The 15,831-nt window shown below is 48.8% G+C and carries 16 protein-coding genes; 4 read left to right on the top strand and 12 right to left on the bottom strand.

Annotation, left to right across the window (positions count from 1 at the left end):
• Positions 1-13 precede the first annotated feature (13 nt).
• Positions 14-1,102 carry a Holliday junction branch migration DNA helicase RuvB gene (ruvB, locus tag H6F88_RS31930; protein ID WP_190646858.1) on the top strand — a complete coding sequence of 363 codons (1,089 nt, stop codon included), beginning with the start codon at positions 14-16 and terminating at the stop codon, positions 1,100-1,102.
• 24 nt (positions 1,103-1,126) lie between these two features.
• On the opposite strand, the gene H6F88_RS31925 is transcribed toward ruvB, so the two are convergent.
• The 5 genes from H6F88_RS31925 to H6F88_RS31905 form a co-directional block, all read right to left on the bottom strand.
• Positions 1,127-1,660, bottom strand: a complete 534-nt coding sequence (locus H6F88_RS31925) for a hypothetical protein (protein WP_242050792.1) — start codon at positions 1,658-1,660, stop codon at positions 1,127-1,129.
• Positions 1,661-1,732: 72 nt separating this feature from the next.
• Entirely contained in the window at positions 1,733-2,518 is a 786-nt protein-coding gene (locus H6F88_RS31920; RefSeq protein ID WP_190646857.1) for a hypothetical protein, read from the bottom strand.
• 179 nt (positions 2,519-2,697) lie between these two features.
• A complete protein-coding gene (locus H6F88_RS31915) occupies positions 2,698-3,765 on the bottom strand; it encodes a fatty acid desaturase (protein WP_190646856.1) in 1,068 nt (355 codons plus the stop codon).
• Positions 3,766-4,111: 346 nt separating this feature from the next.
• Positions 4,112-4,396: a hypothetical protein gene (locus H6F88_RS31910; protein WP_190646855.1), complete on the bottom strand. Its 285-nt coding sequence runs from the start codon at positions 4,394-4,396 to the stop codon at positions 4,112-4,114.
• A gap of 143 nt (positions 4,397-4,539) precedes the next feature.
• Entirely contained in the window at positions 4,540-5,037 is a 498-nt protein-coding gene (locus H6F88_RS31905) for a hypothetical protein (protein ID WP_190646854.1), read from the bottom strand.
• Positions 5,038-5,296: 259 nt separating this feature from the next.
• Between H6F88_RS31905 and thrC the strand changes: the two genes are divergently transcribed.
• Entirely contained in the window at positions 5,297-6,406 is a 1,110-nt protein-coding gene (gene thrC, locus H6F88_RS31900) for a threonine synthase (RefSeq protein ID WP_190646853.1), read from the top strand.
• 1 nt (position 6,407) lies between these two features.
• Here the strand turns inward: thrC and H6F88_RS31895 are convergent, their stop codons facing one another.
• From H6F88_RS31895 to H6F88_RS31885, 3 genes are read right to left on the bottom strand one after another with little or no spacing between them, the layout of a single operon-like run.
• Positions 6,408-6,692 carry a SelT/SelW/SelH family protein gene (locus H6F88_RS31895; RefSeq protein ID WP_190646852.1) on the bottom strand — a complete coding sequence of 95 codons (285 nt, stop codon included), beginning with the start codon at positions 6,690-6,692 and terminating at the stop codon, positions 6,408-6,410.
• An 11-nt stretch (positions 6,693-6,703) separates the two neighbouring features.
• Complete coding sequence (locus H6F88_RS31890; protein WP_190646851.1) at positions 6,704-7,543, bottom strand: SWIM zinc finger family protein; 840 nt, start codon at positions 7,541-7,543, stop codon at positions 6,704-6,706.
• Between the two features lie 18 nt (positions 7,544-7,561).
• Positions 7,562-10,894 (bottom strand): DEAD/DEAH box helicase, encoded by a 3,333-nt coding sequence (locus H6F88_RS31885; protein WP_190646850.1) that lies wholly within the window; start codon positions 10,892-10,894, stop codon positions 7,562-7,564.
• Positions 10,895-11,128: 234 nt separating this feature from the next.
• Here H6F88_RS31885 and H6F88_RS31880 point away from each other — a divergent pair, with 234 nt between their 5' ends.
• Complete coding sequence (locus H6F88_RS31880) at positions 11,129-11,806, top strand: HEAT repeat domain-containing protein (protein WP_190646849.1); 678 nt, start codon at positions 11,129-11,131, stop codon at positions 11,804-11,806.
• 164 nt (positions 11,807-11,970) lie between these two features.
• On the opposite strand, the gene H6F88_RS31875 is transcribed toward H6F88_RS31880, so the two are convergent.
• From H6F88_RS31875 to H6F88_RS31865, 3 genes are all read right to left on the bottom strand, one after another.
• Positions 11,971-12,861 (bottom strand): LD-carboxypeptidase, encoded by an 891-nt coding sequence (locus H6F88_RS31875; protein WP_190646848.1) that lies wholly within the window; start codon positions 12,859-12,861, stop codon positions 11,971-11,973.
• A 68-nt stretch (positions 12,862-12,929) separates the two neighbouring features.
• A complete protein-coding gene (locus H6F88_RS31870; protein ID WP_190646847.1) occupies positions 12,930-13,991 on the bottom strand; it encodes a glycosyltransferase family 4 protein in 1,062 nt (353 codons plus the stop codon).
• Between the two features lie 254 nt (positions 13,992-14,245).
• Positions 14,246-14,620 carry a c-type cytochrome gene (locus tag H6F88_RS31865; RefSeq protein ID WP_190646846.1) on the bottom strand — a complete coding sequence of 125 codons (375 nt, stop codon included), beginning with the start codon at positions 14,618-14,620 and terminating at the stop codon, positions 14,246-14,248.
• A 228-nt stretch (positions 14,621-14,848) separates the two neighbouring features.
• Between H6F88_RS31865 and petG the strand changes: the two genes are divergently transcribed.
• Positions 14,849-14,962 (top strand): cytochrome b6-f complex subunit V, encoded by a 114-nt coding sequence (petG, locus tag H6F88_RS31860; protein ID WP_190646845.1) that lies wholly within the window; start codon positions 14,849-14,851, stop codon positions 14,960-14,962.
• Positions 14,963-15,244: 282 nt separating this feature from the next.
• On the opposite strand, the gene rsmD is transcribed toward petG, so the two are convergent.
• Positions 15,245-15,790: a 16S rRNA (guanine(966)-N(2))-methyltransferase RsmD gene (gene rsmD, locus H6F88_RS31855; protein ID WP_190646844.1), complete on the bottom strand. Its 546-nt coding sequence runs from the start codon at positions 15,788-15,790 to the stop codon at positions 15,245-15,247.
• Positions 15,791-15,831: the final 41 nt, after the last annotated feature.

Below are 15,831 nucleotides of genomic sequence, written 5' to 3'. Positions count from 1 at the left end.
TTGCTGGTACGTTATGGCAATTATTTCTTCTAAACAGCCTGAACCCAACCGTCGCCACAAGGCGGAACCCTTAGAGACGACAACCACCTTACTGAAGCCAGAGGTTGATGTAGATGAGTTGGGGAAACAGGAGGAAAGCCTGCGTCCCCAAAAGCTGGCAGACTACATTGGGCAGAAAGCGCTGAAGGAAGTGCTTGATATCGCCATCCGAGCCGCCCAAGCCCGCAAGGAAACCCTAGATCATCTGTTGCTCTATGGTCCACCTGGATTAGGAAAAACAACCATGTCGCTGATCTTGGCGGCAGAAATGGGCGTTGGCTGCAAAATCACGACTGCTCCAGCGCTGGAACGTCCACGCGACATTGTCGGGTTGCTGGTCAATCTTCATCCCGGTGACATTCTGTTTATTGACGAAATTCATCGGTTGCCCAGAATGACCGAGGAAATCCTCTATCCAGCAATGGAGGACTATCGCATCGATATCACCATTGGCAAAGGGCAAAGTGCCCGCACGCGCAGCCTACCGCTACAAAGGTTTACGCTGGTTGGCGCAACGACTCGCGTAGGGGCACTGACTTCTCCTTTGCGCGATCGCTTCGGCTTAGTCCAACGGCTGCGTTTTTATGAATTGGACGAACTCACCCTAATCGTGCAACGCACCGCCGAAATTCTCAAAACTCCAATTGACCCTGATGGTGCAATGGAGATCGCCCGTCGCGCCAGAGGCACTCCCCGTATTGCCAATCGCTTGCTCAAACGAGTGCGTGACTATGTTGAGGTAAAAAATACAGGAGCCGCGATTAGTGAGGCGATCGCTGCCGAAGCCCTAGAGCTATTTAACGTAGACCCCTGCGGACTCGACTGGACCGATCGCCGAATGCTAACCGTAATGATCGAAAACTTTGGTGGTGGACCAGTTGGGCTAGACACCCTTGCCGCTTCCACTGGTGAAGATGCCCAAACCATTGAGGAAGTCTACGAACCCTACCTGCTGCAAATCGGTTACCTTCAGCGCACTCCCAGAGGACGCATCGCTACTACCGCCGCCTGGAAACACCTGGGCTATCAGCCTCCTGAAAGCCAGCTTTCACTGCTAACTTAGAATTTATATCTTGAAGGAGGCAGACTAACTGCGATCGAATAGCGATCGCAGCCTAATTTTACTCGATACATAGAACGGAACCTGGTAATGCTCCGCCAGCAGCCAAGCCACCAGCAGCAGGTGAATAAAAAGTGTACACCCTACCCAAACTGCGGGAAACCACGCCCACCGACTGCCGGGTAAGGGGGGGAAAGTGTAGGCAGATAGCCAGACAATCGACGGTGGCATCAACGCTACAGCAATTCCGACCAGCCAGATCACCAGCGTCAGGTTTAGCTCATCCCGATGGGCAACCTGCCAGGTCCGCCCCGTCCAGCGCCAGGACATCGGTTGAGAGCTATCTACCACCTGAACAGTCTGACTTTCCAGATTGGCAGTAAAAATGTGGCGACAGAAACTACAGGCAAAAGCATCCATCAGCGTTAGCTCAGTAATCTGCCCATGCCGACAGACTGGACAGAGATATGTCCCTTGATAGCTAAGCTGAGTGTTTTCAGTTGCTTCAGGCGATCGCAGCGTATCGCTCTTAGCCTTGCGCTCTGGGAATTGCTTCGTCATACCAACCTATGAACCTTCACGCCCACATTTTTGCCTTTGCCGCAGCGTTTTCCCAAACCCATACAGAAACCGCTACAGCGCACCCGCTATTGCAGAACTGCCAACTGACCGAATCACCTCAACCCCACCCTGTTCCAAAATAACAATAGGTTCGCCTGTTGTGTCGATTCGCTTGACCAACACACTGCCACCCGCAAGATAGTCTCCTGCATTCACATAGCGGCTCGTTGGCTCACCCGGAACCTGAACGATTGCGCTTACTGTTCCGCCTGCCTCAATCACTCCGCTCACCTCGATCGCATTGGCAAGACTCGTTGGAGCAGGGGGAGAAACAGGAACGGTAGAAGGATTCGCAGCCGTACCTGTTTCCGACACAACCACAGGGGGAAGATTGTTGCCGGGTAGAACCGGAAGCGGCTGATTTTGCAGCGGCACAGTTGTAATTTGGGGTGCCGGAGCGGGTGCTGGAGCAGGTGCCGGAGCAACAGCAACAGATGGTGCAGGATTAGATGGCGCAGTCGCGACTGATACTCTACGGCGCACAATTGGCGCATCGGCGATCGCCCCAAACGGTTCGCTTCGTCCCACCGTTACAGTCGGTAGGCGATCGCCTGGTGTTGTCGGGGGAATCAGATTGGGCACAGGTAAAGCTTGAGGAGAGGCTGCTGCACCTTGGTCAGGGGAAGTTGAGTTAGCCTGAGACGTAGCCACGCTATTGGTACCATCCACAGCAACCGTTGTCTCAGCTTGGGGCTGAGCTACAGGCGCAGAATTTTCAGCAACTTGATTGCCACCGCAACCCGTTAGAACCAGTGTGGCTCCCGCCAAACCTAAAACTCCTCCTAGCGCCTTCCTCATACATTTCACCCCAATTTTCAGGTTTTACTCGTGCCTCATCTCACTAAGGATAGCCCTGATTTTGGGTTGTGAACCAGTACTTCTTGGGGAAGGGAAAAAAGGGAAAGGGCTTAGGTTGCGCTTCAAAGCATTCCTAAGCCCTTTCCCTGGATCAAGCGAAGACATTCGCTGATTCCAATCTACTTTTCCTGTCTGTGATATTCCTTAAAGGATTGGTAACACGCTTCAGGATGGTACAAATGGCAGCGATCAGTAATCTCCTTCATTAAACTCCAAGAGAATTGCCGCTCTTGCATGTGTTCGCCCCAATTTTGCTTTAAGCTCTGGTGCGCCATCCGCAAGTTGTAAGAGGGAATTGCAGTGGAAATGTGATGAGGAACGTGAACGCTGATGTCATGGCAAAGAAACTCTATCCAACGAGGATAGTCGCAGTGAACGGTTCCTGCTAGCTGAGCCTGAGCTGCATCCCATTCAGATGTTTCAACAAAAGCAATGTCTGGATCAGTGTGATGCACCAGGGTAAAGGTGCTCATCCAGAAGTGGTAAACCATCCAAGGCAACAGCCAAAATTTGACAAATCCCCAAATGCCAGTAGTGGCAATCAGCAGGGGAAATGCGATCGCCACAAACCCAACTACCACTGCAATAGAAAGCTTCACTTTACTGCGATCTTTGGCTGCAAACTGTGACAAATCAAAGTGCAAACCGACCCAATGCACGATGGAGGAAAGCCACCAAAAGCGCTTCCGCAGTAGCTCATAGCCCAACCGCACTGGACGTGCAACGGTGTCATAAAACTCTGGCTGAAACGGCTGCCAGGCATTATCTACAGCTAATTCATTCGTATGCTTGTGATGGAAATTATGCAGAATTCGCCAGCTATGGAAGGGGTAGATCAGCGGCATCATCAGCACATGCCCAACTAGATCATTAACCCAGCGGCGCTTGGCAAACGAGCGATGACCGCAATCGTGACCCAGCACAAAAAAACCGGTCAGTGCTGTACCGGTAAAAATCCAGGCAATGGGAAGTAAAAACCATGGAGCGATCGCGATCGCTCCATATCCCAAAGCAACCATCGCAACATTAATCAGAACTGCACTCCAGGCTTTAACTGGATGTTTTTGAAAGCATTCCTGGGGCAAGGTTTTTAGAATGTCTTTCAGTCGAATTTTTGCGGTAACCGAGTCATCAAAGCCATTTGCGGCTTGTACCGTGTCGTCAAACTTGATTGATGTTGCTGTCATGAATGAGTTAAAACACCTTAACTGTTTTGAAATTAAACGTGCTTTCCTGAAAATCTACATGAGCCAGATTGCAGATTCTCTGGAGAGGTTCTCAACTATTTCTAGCAAGCTATAGCAAGATAGTCGCATCCAATCTCTAGTTAATAGTCACAAAATTACTGAAATCAAAAGATTTAAGCATTTTCAATAAGCAATAACTATGCAATTAGCAGGACGAGACTTAGGAATATGAAACTTGACCTAGAGCAAAATCTGCATACAAAAATCAGTCAGGTTCAGTTCAGAAACCTCGATAGCCTCATTTCAAAAACTGAATCTTGACTGAATTCTGTGTAAGCCTACTTCTCTAAGTGAGAGCTTCGATCTTCTCGCTCTCTACTTGGGAAAGGGAGTGACTTGAAGTGAGCCGTTGCTGTTGAAGCACTTGAAGCTGCTTCAATAGAGCCTCAGTTTCAGCCTGAAGGTGCAGCAGTTCAGCTCGATGATTGTCTCGATAAGGCAACTTACTAGGTTCTAGTAAACGAAGGCTGCCCTGGTTTGAAGCGGATTTAGCGCTCTCTTTACTGCTCGTGGGGTTAGGTTCACAGACGGCAGTTGAGGATTTGGTTAGCTCAGATAAACGATTTGACATCAAAACCTGACTAGTTATTATTACTCATTCACACCACTAGGGTATTGTAACCCAAAGTTTAAATTTGATTGTATTAAACATGTCGATTTGTCAAAAATTAGGTGTGTCGGTTTGACAACTGGCTGATCTAGACTACTTTTCTTCTAGAAATTAGGGTCGTTTACCCAATCTCGACATCTTCCGTCTTCCCAGGTTCTAACCGTATTCTGGCACTCGGCTTTGCTGTCAATCCAAGGCACGTCGGTTGCGTGGGGTTCAAGCTCTGTCAATTTTGTGAGAGTAGGCAGCAAAGCTTTTTGCAAACCCAAACTTGACAGCAGGATCAAACCGATAGCTGCTGCGATCGCCATCATGTTAGTAGTCGTCCAAACAGGGTACTTGCGGAACTCTGTCTGCAAGCGTTGCGGCGATCGCCGTTCTGGACCTGCTAAAAGCACCAGATAAAAGCGATTGAACGGGACAGGAACCGACAAACGAATGTCTACAGGATGCTTCTTCCAATTCAGCTGGCTACAAGCTTGCTTTAGCGCCTCAACTTGAGCAACGGTGAAAGTCTCTGCTGTTTGAGGGGGTACATGAGCCAGAAATTGCTCAAATAGAGAATCTTTCCTGGAAGGTTTGCGTGTAATAGTTTGTCTCATGTGTTTCGCTGCGCGTATCAATACATACAGGCTATTTCATGGGATGAAGAATGAAATCTGGATGATTGGCTGATACACATCAGCTAATTGTAGGAATTCTTCCTGAAACTAAGGGATATTACTGCTTTTTTGAGTGATTTATATTACACTCTGAGGTTTTGCGATGTAAGTCACAGATTATATATCAGAGAGCTTGCCTACCAAGGTAGACTTAAGATCCATACCGTAATTTTTAATTCTCAAAGCTAACTTGACTCCTGTGACTCTAAGCCTGCCTTCCGACTCTGTATCTGTAACTTCTTCGACGAAGCTCAACAGTTGGCCTGGGCTGATTGAAGCCTATCGCCCCTATCTGCCTGTTACTGAAGCAACCCCGGTTGTGACACTTCTCGAAGGCAATACGCCGCTGATTCCAGCCCCGGCGATCGCCGCTGCAATTGGTAGACAGGTACAGGTTTTTTTAAAGTATGACGGTCTCAACCCGACGGGTAGCTTCAAAGACCGGGGAATGACGATGGCAATTTCCAAGGCAAAGGAGGCTGGAGCCAAAGCGGTAATTTGTGCCAGCACGGGTAATACCTCAGCAGCGGCAGCAGCTTATGCAAGGCGGGGCGGAATGCGAGCCTTTGTGCTGATTCCTGATGGTTATGTAGCCCTGGGCAAGCTCGCTCAAGCTTTACTCTACGGGGCAGAGGTGCTGGCGATTAAAGGAAATTTTGACCGAGCGTTGGCGATCGTTCGAGAAATGGCAGAGAGCCACCCGGTGACTCTGGTGAATTCAGTCAATCCCTACCGCCTGGAAGGGCAGAAAACGGGTGCCTTTGAGATTGTTGATGCACTGGGTAACGCTCCTGATTGGCTGTGCATCCCCGTGGGCAATGCCGGAAACATTACGGCGTATTGGATGGGGTTCTGCCAGTATCATCAGGACGGAAAGTGCGATCGCCTGCCCCAGATGATGGGCTTTCAGGCAGCAGGTGCATCGCCTCTGGTGACTGGGGAACCTGTAGAACATCCTGAAACCCTGGCTACCGCGATTCGCATTGGCAATCCGGCAAGTTGGCAGAAGGCCGTTGCCGTTAAAGAGGCTAGCCAAGGGCAGTTTAACCCCGTTACAGATGAAGAAATCTTAGATGCTTATCGACTGCTAGCTTCCCAGGAAGGAATTTTTTGTGAACCCGCGAGTGCTGCTTCTGTGGCTGGGTTGTTAAAGGTCAAAGATCAGGTTCCGACTGGGGCAACCGTTGTCTGTGTGCTAACTGGCAATGGGTTGAAAGATCCTGATACGGCAATCAATCACAGTCAGAATCAGTTTAAGCCTGGCATTGAGCCAACTCTAGAAGCTGTAGCTCAAGTTATGGGTTTTTAGCCTAGTTTTTGGGGCGATCGCTATGTCCCAAGTCTCTTTCGGGGGCAATGCGATCGCGCACTAGCTGCTTCAACTCCTTAGATTCAGGGAAACGTCCCTGCTCTTTGCGTGAGAAGATTAGCTCTTGCTCCAGTCGCACTTCAAAAATGCCGCCCGTACCTGGAACTAGAGCCACTTCTCCTAGCTCTGTCGTAAAGGTGGTGAGAAGTTCCTGTGCCATCCAGGCTGCTCGTAGGAGCCAGCGACATTGAGTGCAGTAGGTAATTTCTACGCGAGGAGAGGACATTGGGTTTAGGTTCACAACACATCTTTATTTTTAGTCTTAACGCGCTGATAAAACTCTTCCATCAGGTCAATGAAAGAACTATCTTTCTGCCAAAACGGAGGAAAATCTCCCTGTTTTTTGATCAATACAGCCGGAACGCTGGTTTGAGGGGTTGCTTCAAAGTTTTGCGGTAATCGCTTTTCGCCCATCCAAAACTCTCTCAGATCGATCTCACCTTCTAACGCTACTGTTTCTGGCTGGGTGTAATAGCTGGAAGAGGGACGCGGTGCAGCTTTTTCAGCAGTCAATTCCGCAGACAGAGCTATACCCAGCGGAGACTTCGCTAATTCTGTTTTGAGAGTTTCTCGATTCAGACCGCGTAATTCAAACAGCAAAAACGGATCACGATCGAGTTCTGCGGCAACCAGGTAGTAGACTCCGGCAATGTGTTTACAGGGGTTACTGTAATCTGGACAGGAACAGCTTGTCTTAAAGTCTGACTTGCTGTGCGGCAAAAGGTGTAACCCCGGTGTGGCAAAAGCCTCTTCAATATTGTCCGGCATCTCATTGAGCAGCAGCTTAGAGACAAAGCTGGCTTTGGAGGCAATGTGGGCGATTGCCTTTCCCCACTTTGCTTGGGCGATCGGTGTAATTCTAATCTCTGTGGTGTAGAGCGGTTCCTCATAAACACCAAAGTAAGGATTTACCGAGCCTTTCACTTTCGCCGTCACCACTCCATCTTTAATCTCAAAGCTTTTTACCTTGCCGCCACTAGCATAGGAACGTCCGCGACTCAGCCGACCCGAATCGGTGAATGCTTCCAATGCCTCGATAAACTTTTTCCCCCACCAGGTACGACTAAATTGAGCCATAATTTTTCTCCTGAATGGCTATTCCAAAATGGCACTTTGATTGAGTGAAATCAGATCTCTAAACGCATCATTGTCTAGCTCCGTCAGCCACGATTCATCAGCACCGACGATCGCCCCTGCCAGTTTCTTCTTGTCTTCAATCATCTGGTCAATGCGCTCTTCTAGGGTACCGATCGCCACAAACTTGTGAACAAATACATTCTTTTTTTGCCCGATTCGAAAGGCGCGATCGGTTGCCTGGTCTTCGACTGCCGGATTCCACCAGCGATCAAAGTGGAAGACATGATTGGCTTTGGTGAGTGTGATGCCAACTCCTCCCGCTTTGAGGGAAAGGATAAACACAGACGGCTCTGTTTCAGGATCTTGGAATTCAGCGATCATTTTTTCTCGCTTATTGCGACTGGTGCCACCGTGAATGTAATAGGTGTTGTAGTGCAGTGTTTGTTTCAAGTATTTTTCTAGAGATTCGCCGATTTCGGTGAATTGGGTAAATACCAGTAGGCTCTCTCCTTCCTCCATGACTTCGGTTATCATTTCGCTCAAGCGAGTGAGTTTGTGCGATCGCTCTGGCGTAAACTCACTGCCATCCTGAAGAAACTGCATGGGATGATTACAAATCTGCTTTAGTTTCATCAAAGTTGAAAGAATTAGCCCCTTTCGCTGAATTCCTTCGGACTCCTGAAGCTGTTTCTCCACATCTTTGACCGTTGCCTCATAGAGAGAAGCTTGTTCTTTAGTCAGGTTACAAAACAGCTTTTGCTCTACCTTGTCGGGCAAGTCTTTGATGATCGACTGATCCGTCTTCACACGCCGCAAGATGAACGGTTCCACCAATTTCTTTAGGGTAGAAGATCGAGTCACGTCATTGTTCTTTTGAATTGGAATTTCAAACCCTTTGCGGAACTGAGCTTCTTTACCCAGATAGCCCGGATTCAAGAAGTTAAAGATTGACCAAAGATCGAGCAAACGGTTTTCAACAGGTGTTCCTGTTAGTGCTAGACGGTGATGAGCTGAGAGTTTTAGGATTGCTTTGGTCTGTGCAGCCTGAGGATTTTTAATATTTTGCGCTTCGTCCAACACCAGTCGGTGCCAGTCTACACCGTTCAACAATTTGGCATCTTTCCGCACCAGGGTAAAGGAGGTAATAACCACATCATGTTCTAGACAAATTGCTTTAAACTCATCTTCTGCCTGGAGTCGCTGGTTGCCGTGGTGCACCATTGCCCGCAGGCGAGGCGCAAACTTTTCAATTTCCTTGTGCCAATTGCCCAGAACTGAAGTGGGCGCAACCAGCAGCGTTGGGGGAACTGCGACACCTTCCTGCTCAGCAAACTCACGTTCCTGAACTAATCGAGCAATGACCTGCACCGTTTTGCCCAGACCCATATCATCTGCTAGGCAGCCATTTAGCCCCAAATTTTCCAGATAATATAGCCAGGAAACCCCACGTTTTTGGTATTCCCGCAAACTGCCTCTTAGACCTGCCGGATCGGGCATTGCTTCCAGGCGGCTCTTATCATTCAGCTTTTCTAACATTTCTGACAAAAGCTGATCTCGATCCAGGTCAAGCTCTACGTCATCCTCCGAGTCAGCCGTCAGTTTCATTAAGTCGAGCAAACTCATTTCCGGGTTTTGCTGCTGTTGAGTTTTCCAAAACTCCAGCATTTGCTGCATTTTTTGCTGGTTTAGCTCTACCCACTGTCCCCGAAACTGTACGAGTGGAGATTTTGCCTCAACGAGCTGTTGCCATTCTTCTTCGCTAATGGGTTGGTCGCCGATTGCCAGTTCATATTCGTAGTCCACCAGCGTTTCAAATGAAAAGTAACTCTGAGATTTTTTATCACCCGCAGGCTTTTTACCCGCTGCTCTTAGCCGCACCTTTGCCCGCTGCTGTCCTTTAGAAGTCCACCATGCTGGGACGATTACTTTATAACCTGCCGCTTCCAGCACCCAGGCGGATTCGCGCAAAAAATCAACTACTTCATCTAGTGACAAAAATGCACTATCGGGTTCGTTGGTTTCCAATCCCTGCCATAGTTTCGGATAAACTCGTGCCGCATAGCCCAGGTTGAGCAGCAGGTTTTGCTCAAAGTCTTTGCCAAACTGCTTTTGCAGTTCTTTTTGCTGGCTTGAGCGCAACCGCCAATAGTCCAGCAGAGGAATTTTCAGGGAAGGATCTTGTTTTGGTGCAACCTGAAACTGAAGCTGCCATTTATCTTCGGGCTTTGCGGGTGAATGCAGCTGGAAATAAAGGTGAAAGGGCGTTTCTGTCTGAGTGCGGCGGAGGCGATCGCTCCACACCTGCCACTGCTGATATTGCTCTAGAGCGACGGTTGAAGTCCAGGGCATTCCGCTTTTATGCAGATACAGGCAGCTATATATTAAGGAGTCAAAGATCTTCTGGTCAAAGGCGCTGGTTGAAGGGGTATGCGTGACAATGTCTGTGAGTAAGCACTCGGAGAAGTGCCGCAACAGCATTTCTTTGGCGTAAAAACCGGGCTGATCAGGAACTGCCTCAAAGCCTGCAACACAGACTAAGGGCATATATTCAACGTATTGCTGAATCTCCGTCTCGTACTGTTCAGAAACAATTTCCCAAGCTGGATAAATTTCAAAAGATTCTGAGGCAGATTCTGATTCAGTAGATTGTTTAGCGCCATTTGAACCAGAAGTTTGCTTGGATTTGGCAGATCGAGTGGCTTTGACAGATTTCGTTGCCCCAGTCTGTTTGGTTTGAGCAGCCTGTTTGGTTCTCGTAGATCGTTTGGTTGAACTGGGCTTTGCCTCAGCTGCAGGCGAAGAGCGGTATTTGAGTGCAGGAATGTACTGATCGGTGAGAATAATTTGTTTGAGAAATTGGGTGTAGTGATACCAGAACAGCAAGTCTGCTCCTAGTTGAACTTCTGCTAGGTTGTGCAGCGCGATGAAGTGCAGATTGTTGAGCAGGTTGATGACATTGCTAACCAGTGAGTAGCGATGAACATCGGCTTTGACGGAAGCGATCGCCCTATAGCAGTCAATTTGCCAATACTGAAAGTCAAATTTTTCTGGCGTTTCTGTTTCTAAATAGCGCGAAAGTTCCAGAGAGGGTAAAGGTTGGTCGGCCGCGCTAGGTAGGAGAAAATATTTTGGTGAGATGGCTTCTTCTGACTTTTGAAGCGCAATTTTGATGCCCAACTCATCCATTAGAAACGTCTCTAGCCCTGGCTTAGGAAGCTGGCGTGGATGGATGGATTTACTTTTTGAGCGTTGTTTTTTGCCCTCAGTTGTCTCTACCCAAAGATAGAATGCACCTGTTTGAATGAATCCATTTTCTGTCTGAGGAATCCAGGTTCCGTGAAGGATCTTCATCGGCTTACACTGCTGAAATTCTCAAATTAGGTATTCCTAAGATTAGTGTAAACTCTACTCTTTTTGAACTGATTGCCTCACCAAAGTTTTGAGAAATTGACAAAACTGCTGAGATTGCCAAACTCAAAAGAACTGTTCGTCTACAGCGCGAAATTTTTGAAAGGCTCCCGTATATGGAACAAATGTTTATAATGGATGAAATCAAATGTAAATTTATGTAAATCTGGGGCAGTTATGAGTCAGTTGAGTTTGGAGCAGATTGCGAATCAGCTAGATAGCCAAAGTTCGCGCGATCGTATGTTGGCGCTGGCTTCTTTGCGAGATATTCCAGCGACAGATGCCGTACCGCTGATTAAAAAAGTGCTAAATGACGAAAATCTGCAAATTCGCTCAATGGCGGTATTTGCTTTGGGTCTAAAGCCAACTGAAGACTGCTATCCCATTCTGATCAAGCTATTAGAAGCCGATCCCGACTATGGCATTCGAGCAGATGCCGCAGGTGCACTAGGCTATTTAGAAGATCCCAGAGCCTTCGAGCCGTTGGTACGAGCATTTTATGAGGATACCGACTGGCTAGTGCGTTTTAGTGCAGCCGTTTCGCTGGGCAACCTGAAAGACCAGCGGGCACACGATGTCTTAGTTGAGGCACTCGACAGTGATGAGGTCGTGTTGCATCAAGCGGCGATCGCTGCCTTGGGCGAAATCAAAGACGTTAGCTCTGTTGATCAAATTCTGCGCTTTGCCCAGTCTGAGGACTGGTTGGTACGCCAGCGTCTTGCTGAAGCGTTAGGAAATATGCCTACTCCCAAGAGCATTTCTGCACTGCACTACCTGGAAAAAGACCCCCATCCGAATGTTTCCGCTTCGGCAACAATTTCACTCAAGCGCATTGCAGAAGGAAAGGAAGATTAGAGGTTATAACGCTTCTCCAAAAAGAGGCTACAGATGAAAGGGCACCCCACGGAGCGGGGTGCCCTTTCATCTGTAGCCCTAATTTTTGAAATTGGTATTAGGGGTGAAGGATGAGGAATGAACCTGAAGCTCTAACCCTAGCCCCTAGCCCCTAATCCCCTCCTTTAAACAAAGCTCAGGGTGCCGCGATCGCCATCTAGCTGAACTGGAAGACCGACTGGAAGGGCCGCATTCACGCCGTCGTGCCCGAAGGGTAAATCTGAGACGATGGGGATGTTGAGATCAGAGAGGCGATCGCGCAGTACCTCCTCAACTGTAAAGCTGGGTACTTGGGCAGGAGGGTGACACTGGCTAAATCGTCCCAGAGCAATTCCTCGAATTTGGGAGAGTGCGCCACTCATGCGCCACTGGGTAAGCATTCGATCGATCCGGTAGGGTGCTTCGGATACGTCTTCTAATGCCAGAATGATGTCCTTCAGGTCAGGCTGAGCGGGAGTGTTGAGAAGATGAGTGGCGACAGTGAGGTTTGCAGGTAGGAGGGGAGCGATCGCTTGTCCACCGCCCCACCCATTACCTTGGAGGGGGTCTAAAGCTTTGCCTGTAACCCAATCAAACAAACGTTGGGCTGACCAGTTAGGTTCTGCTGCTAGCGTAGTCAAGAGTGGCCCATGTACGCCTGAAATGCCACGTAAGCTCAGGCTCCAGAGTAGGCTGGTGATATCCGAGAAGCCAACTAGCCACTTGGGTTCGATCTCTGTCCAGACCCAGTTTTCTAATAGCCTTGCTCCACCATACCCCCCTCTGGCACAGAGAATTCCCCGACAGTCAGGATCTTTGAGAGCCGTCTCTAGCTGCGATCGCCGCTCCGAATCGGTTCCTGCTAAATAGCCCCAGCGACCGTCATAACCTGAAGTGAGTTCAACCCGATAGCCTTGCGATCGCCATAATTCCACTCCCTGCTGAAACGCCTCTCTCTCTCGCAGTGTGCCGCTAGGCGCAATGACACGGAGGCAATCGCCGGATTGGAGGGGAGCGGGAGGTTTACAGAGATGCATGGGAGAGGGGAATCATTTGTTATTGGTCGCTGATCGTTGACTTGCAGCCAATGACCAGTGACCAATGACTAATTTGCGCTTCTTAGAATATCGTTAAACCAGGCTTCAACGCGATTGCCCATCGCAGACATTGAGTATTGCGCTTCAGCTTGTTGGCGGCAGGTGTGGCGATCAATCTGGTCGAGGCGGGCGATCGCCTGTACCAACCCTTCAACTGAGTCGGGTTCTACCAACCAACCCGTTTTACCATGTTGAACAATTTCGGCTGGGCCACCACGACGGTAGGCAATTACCGGAACACCACAGGCTAATGCTTCAATTGCCACGTTGCCAAACGCCTCAACCCAGCGGGGGGTCATTAGTAATCCGCGACATTGTCCTAATATTTGCTGAAGCCGTTGAGTTGACAAAAAACCTTCGTAGCTGACTGGAGCGTTTGGGTAAGCTTGACAAACTTGTTGCCAATAAGCAGGATCGGGCATTGCGCCTAGTACTTTAAGAGGAATTCCTGTTTGCTGGGAGGCGGCGATCGCATCTTCAATACCTTTTTCTGGGGCAATTCGCCCGACCCATGCCAAAAAATCATTGGGAACAGTTTGAAACTGGTAGCGAGATAAATCCAAGCCGTTTCCTAAACAGCGACACTGCTTGGCAAAGGCAAATGTGTCAGCCTGTGCCTGACTGTGAACACCGATGGTGCCAGGAAACTGAATGGCAACGTGTTCAATTACCTGATCCATCGCCAGGGAAAGGGAACCCATGCTAACTAAGTGAGCGATCGGGCGGTGCAAGAAGGGTGTGAGGTAGAAGGGCAACCAGTCGTAGGCAAAGTTGACCAGCAAATCATAGTCAGCTTCTACCTGACGGGCATATTCCCAAATGTTTGCCAACACTGAATTGGTAGGCAGGCTAATGTGAGCATCGCGTTCTAGAGTTTGAGCCGTGACTTGTAGATTTCCAGAAATCCCGACCAGTGGCAAAGTTTCTTGAGAACCCTGGGGCGCTACTATCTGCAAGCTATGTCCCCGTTGATGCAACTCCTGAGCAATGTTGTGTAGTGTCAATTCCACTCCGCCCCCCAAACCTGAGCCCAACGGCCCAACTGGGGTTGAGAGTAACAGCAGTCTCATCTAAATTTCACCTCAATTATGCCAACAGAGAGTTTGCTCAAACTCTCTGCAAATTACGCCCTTACTTGTAAACGGATGTGCCAATGTATTGCCCGACCAGCCCACGCAGAAGGATGCTTTCGTAGTCTGATTTCGTAGTCTGAGTTAGCGTTAGCGTAACCTGCCAGAATCGAACCTAAGTTAAATTTCAACCTGGTTAACTAAATCTTTATTAGCTCGTGCCGAAGAATTGCCCGTGACCAACGCTTGCTTTATCAAAGGCCCTCCAAATACTGCAACAGGTCTGCCATTTCTTGAGGACTGGGTTGAAACTGGGGCATCGGCGGAGTTTGCCCGCTGGTGACTTGATGGATTAAGCCAACGCGAGATTTTCGGTCTGAGATGCGGTGCAAGCTGGGCCCAACCCGTCCATCACCACCCGCGCCATGACAGCTAGCGCAATTCATTTGAAAGATGGCTTGCCCTTGCCCAGTATCACCTGTCAACTCCAATACATCACGTACGTAAGGGTCAGAATAGCTGAACTGGGAGATGCCTAAAAGCACAACCAGAACTGCCAGTAAAATCCCCAGAATTGCCAGAGCAATCCCCTGAATCAAATTGTTTGTGTTAGCTAGCTGATTATTCACCAAAGACTCAAGAGAATTCTGACCGAAAATACTAGAGACAAATGTACAAGGAATTTCTCATCTCCTTACACAGCTTAATTTTTTTTTCGTAGCTTGTGCAAGTGAACTAGTCTGCTTTAGCCAAATTCTCTCGGGCTACTAACGGCAAATGGCGACAAGCGGTATTATGAGAGTCAGGTAAAAAAGATTAATTGACCTAACTTTGCATTCATTAGAGGGAGATTTGTCATGGTAGAACCGTTGCTTTCAGGCATTGTCTTGGGTCTAATCCCAGTGACTTTGGCTGGGCTGTTAGTTGCTGCTTACCTGCAATACAAGCGGGGAAACCAGCTCAACCTATAGCATTGACGGCTGAAAACATCTGGTTTTAGTTATTCCTGGGTGATAATCAGACTGGCTGACATCCTTGAGAAGATGTTTGAGAAGTCACAAATAGACCTTCTGCGTGAATGGTAGCGAGGCTAAGCCTCGCTACCATTCACGTTTCAAACTGGTTTATGCAGAAGGTTTATGTCTCTTGGAAAGGCGTAGCATTCGGGCAATAGTTCTCGGTTCGTTTCGAGTATCTACCGAATATTGCGCCCTTTCTGTGTTTGCTAGGGTCTTAAGGACTTTGTTGGGCAATCATCCTACATTCCGATAAAACGTCAGGGCTGTATTGCCATAAGTTTTTTGGCGACAAATCTGAAGGGAGGCGATCGCCTCTGGCAAAGCATAATCAGGGCTATGTTCCGCAGCAAGTTCGCCGTTAGTTGCCAAGAGGTGGTGGTGGGCGATCGCCTCTAACACAGGCTGATAAAGCTGACCAGCATAGGGTGGGTCAAAATAAATTCGGTCGAACTGTTGTCCTGCTAGGGCAGGCAATCGCTTCACTACATCTGCCCGAATCACCTGAAATGTCTGGTTGCCGTGGGCAACTCGCTGCCAGTTTTGCTGAATCACCGTACAGGCTGCTCCCGACTGCTCAATGCCAACGATCGCACTTGCCCCTCGGCTCAAAGCTTCGGCTCCCATTGCGCCACTTCCGGCACATAGATCCAGCCAACGGCAACCCTCAATCTTACCCTGCCAAATGTTAAACAAAGCTTCTCGCACTCGTGCTGGTGTGGGTCGCGTTGCTAGTCCGGGCAAAGTTTTGAGCGGTCGGTTGCCGTAAATGCGGAGACTCATGAGAAGGAGGTGTAGTAATGGAAATTAGGAATTGGGATTGG

Source organism: Oculatella sp. FACHB-28, assembly GCF_014696015.1.
Lineage (GTDB): Bacteria > Cyanobacteriota > Cyanobacteriia > Elainellales > Elainellaceae > JAAUTN01.
Note: the sequence above shows the minus strand (reverse complement) of the source record. Positions and strands in the feature narration are given on the sequence as shown.

Bases quoted from the DNA above. Each gene is read 5' to 3' on its own strand.
- ruvB (WP_190646858.1), top strand. From the start codon at position 14: ATGGCAATTATTTCTTCTAAACAGCCTGAACCCAACCGTCGCCACAAG.
- H6F88_RS31925 (WP_242050792.1), bottom strand. From the start codon at position 1,660: ATGACGAAGCAATTCCCAGAGCGCAAGGCTAAGAGCGATACGCTGCGA.
- H6F88_RS31920 (WP_190646857.1), bottom strand. From the start codon at position 2,518: ATGAGGAAGGCGCTAGGAGGAGTTTTAGGTTTGGCGGGAGCCACACTG.
- H6F88_RS31915 (WP_190646856.1), bottom strand. From the start codon at position 3,765: ATGACAGCAACATCAATCAAGTTTGACGACACGGTACAAGCCGCAAAT.
- H6F88_RS31910 (WP_190646855.1), bottom strand. From the start codon at position 4,396: ATGTCAAATCGTTTATCTGAGCTAACCAAATCCTCAACTGCCGTCTGT.
- H6F88_RS31905 (WP_190646854.1), bottom strand. From the start codon at position 5,037: ATGAGACAAACTATTACACGCAAACCTTCCAGGAAAGATTCTCTATTT.
- H6F88_RS31895 (WP_190646852.1), bottom strand. From the start codon at position 6,692: ATGTCCTCTCCTCGCGTAGAAATTACCTACTGCACTCAATGTCGCTGG.
- H6F88_RS31890 (WP_190646851.1), bottom strand. From the start codon at position 7,543: ATGGCTCAATTTAGTCGTACCTGGTGGGGGAAAAAGTTTATCGAGGCA.
- H6F88_RS31885 (WP_190646850.1), bottom strand. From the start codon at position 10,894: ATGAAGATCCTTCACGGAACCTGGATTCCTCAGACAGAAAATGGATTC.
- H6F88_RS31880 (WP_190646849.1), top strand. From the start codon at position 11,129: ATGAGTCAGTTGAGTTTGGAGCAGATTGCGAATCAGCTAGATAGCCAA.
- H6F88_RS31875 (WP_190646848.1), bottom strand. From the start codon at position 12,861: ATGCATCTCTGTAAACCTCCCGCTCCCCTCCAATCCGGCGATTGCCTC.
- H6F88_RS31870 (WP_190646847.1), bottom strand. From the start codon at position 13,991: ATGAGACTGCTGTTACTCTCAACCCCAGTTGGGCCGTTGGGCTCAGGT.
- petG (WP_190646845.1), top strand. From the start codon at position 14,849: ATGGTAGAACCGTTGCTTTCAGGCATTGTCTTGGGTCTAATCCCAGTG.
- rsmD (WP_190646844.1), bottom strand. From the start codon at position 15,790: ATGAGTCTCCGCATTTACGGCAACCGACCGCTCAAAACTTTGCCCGGA.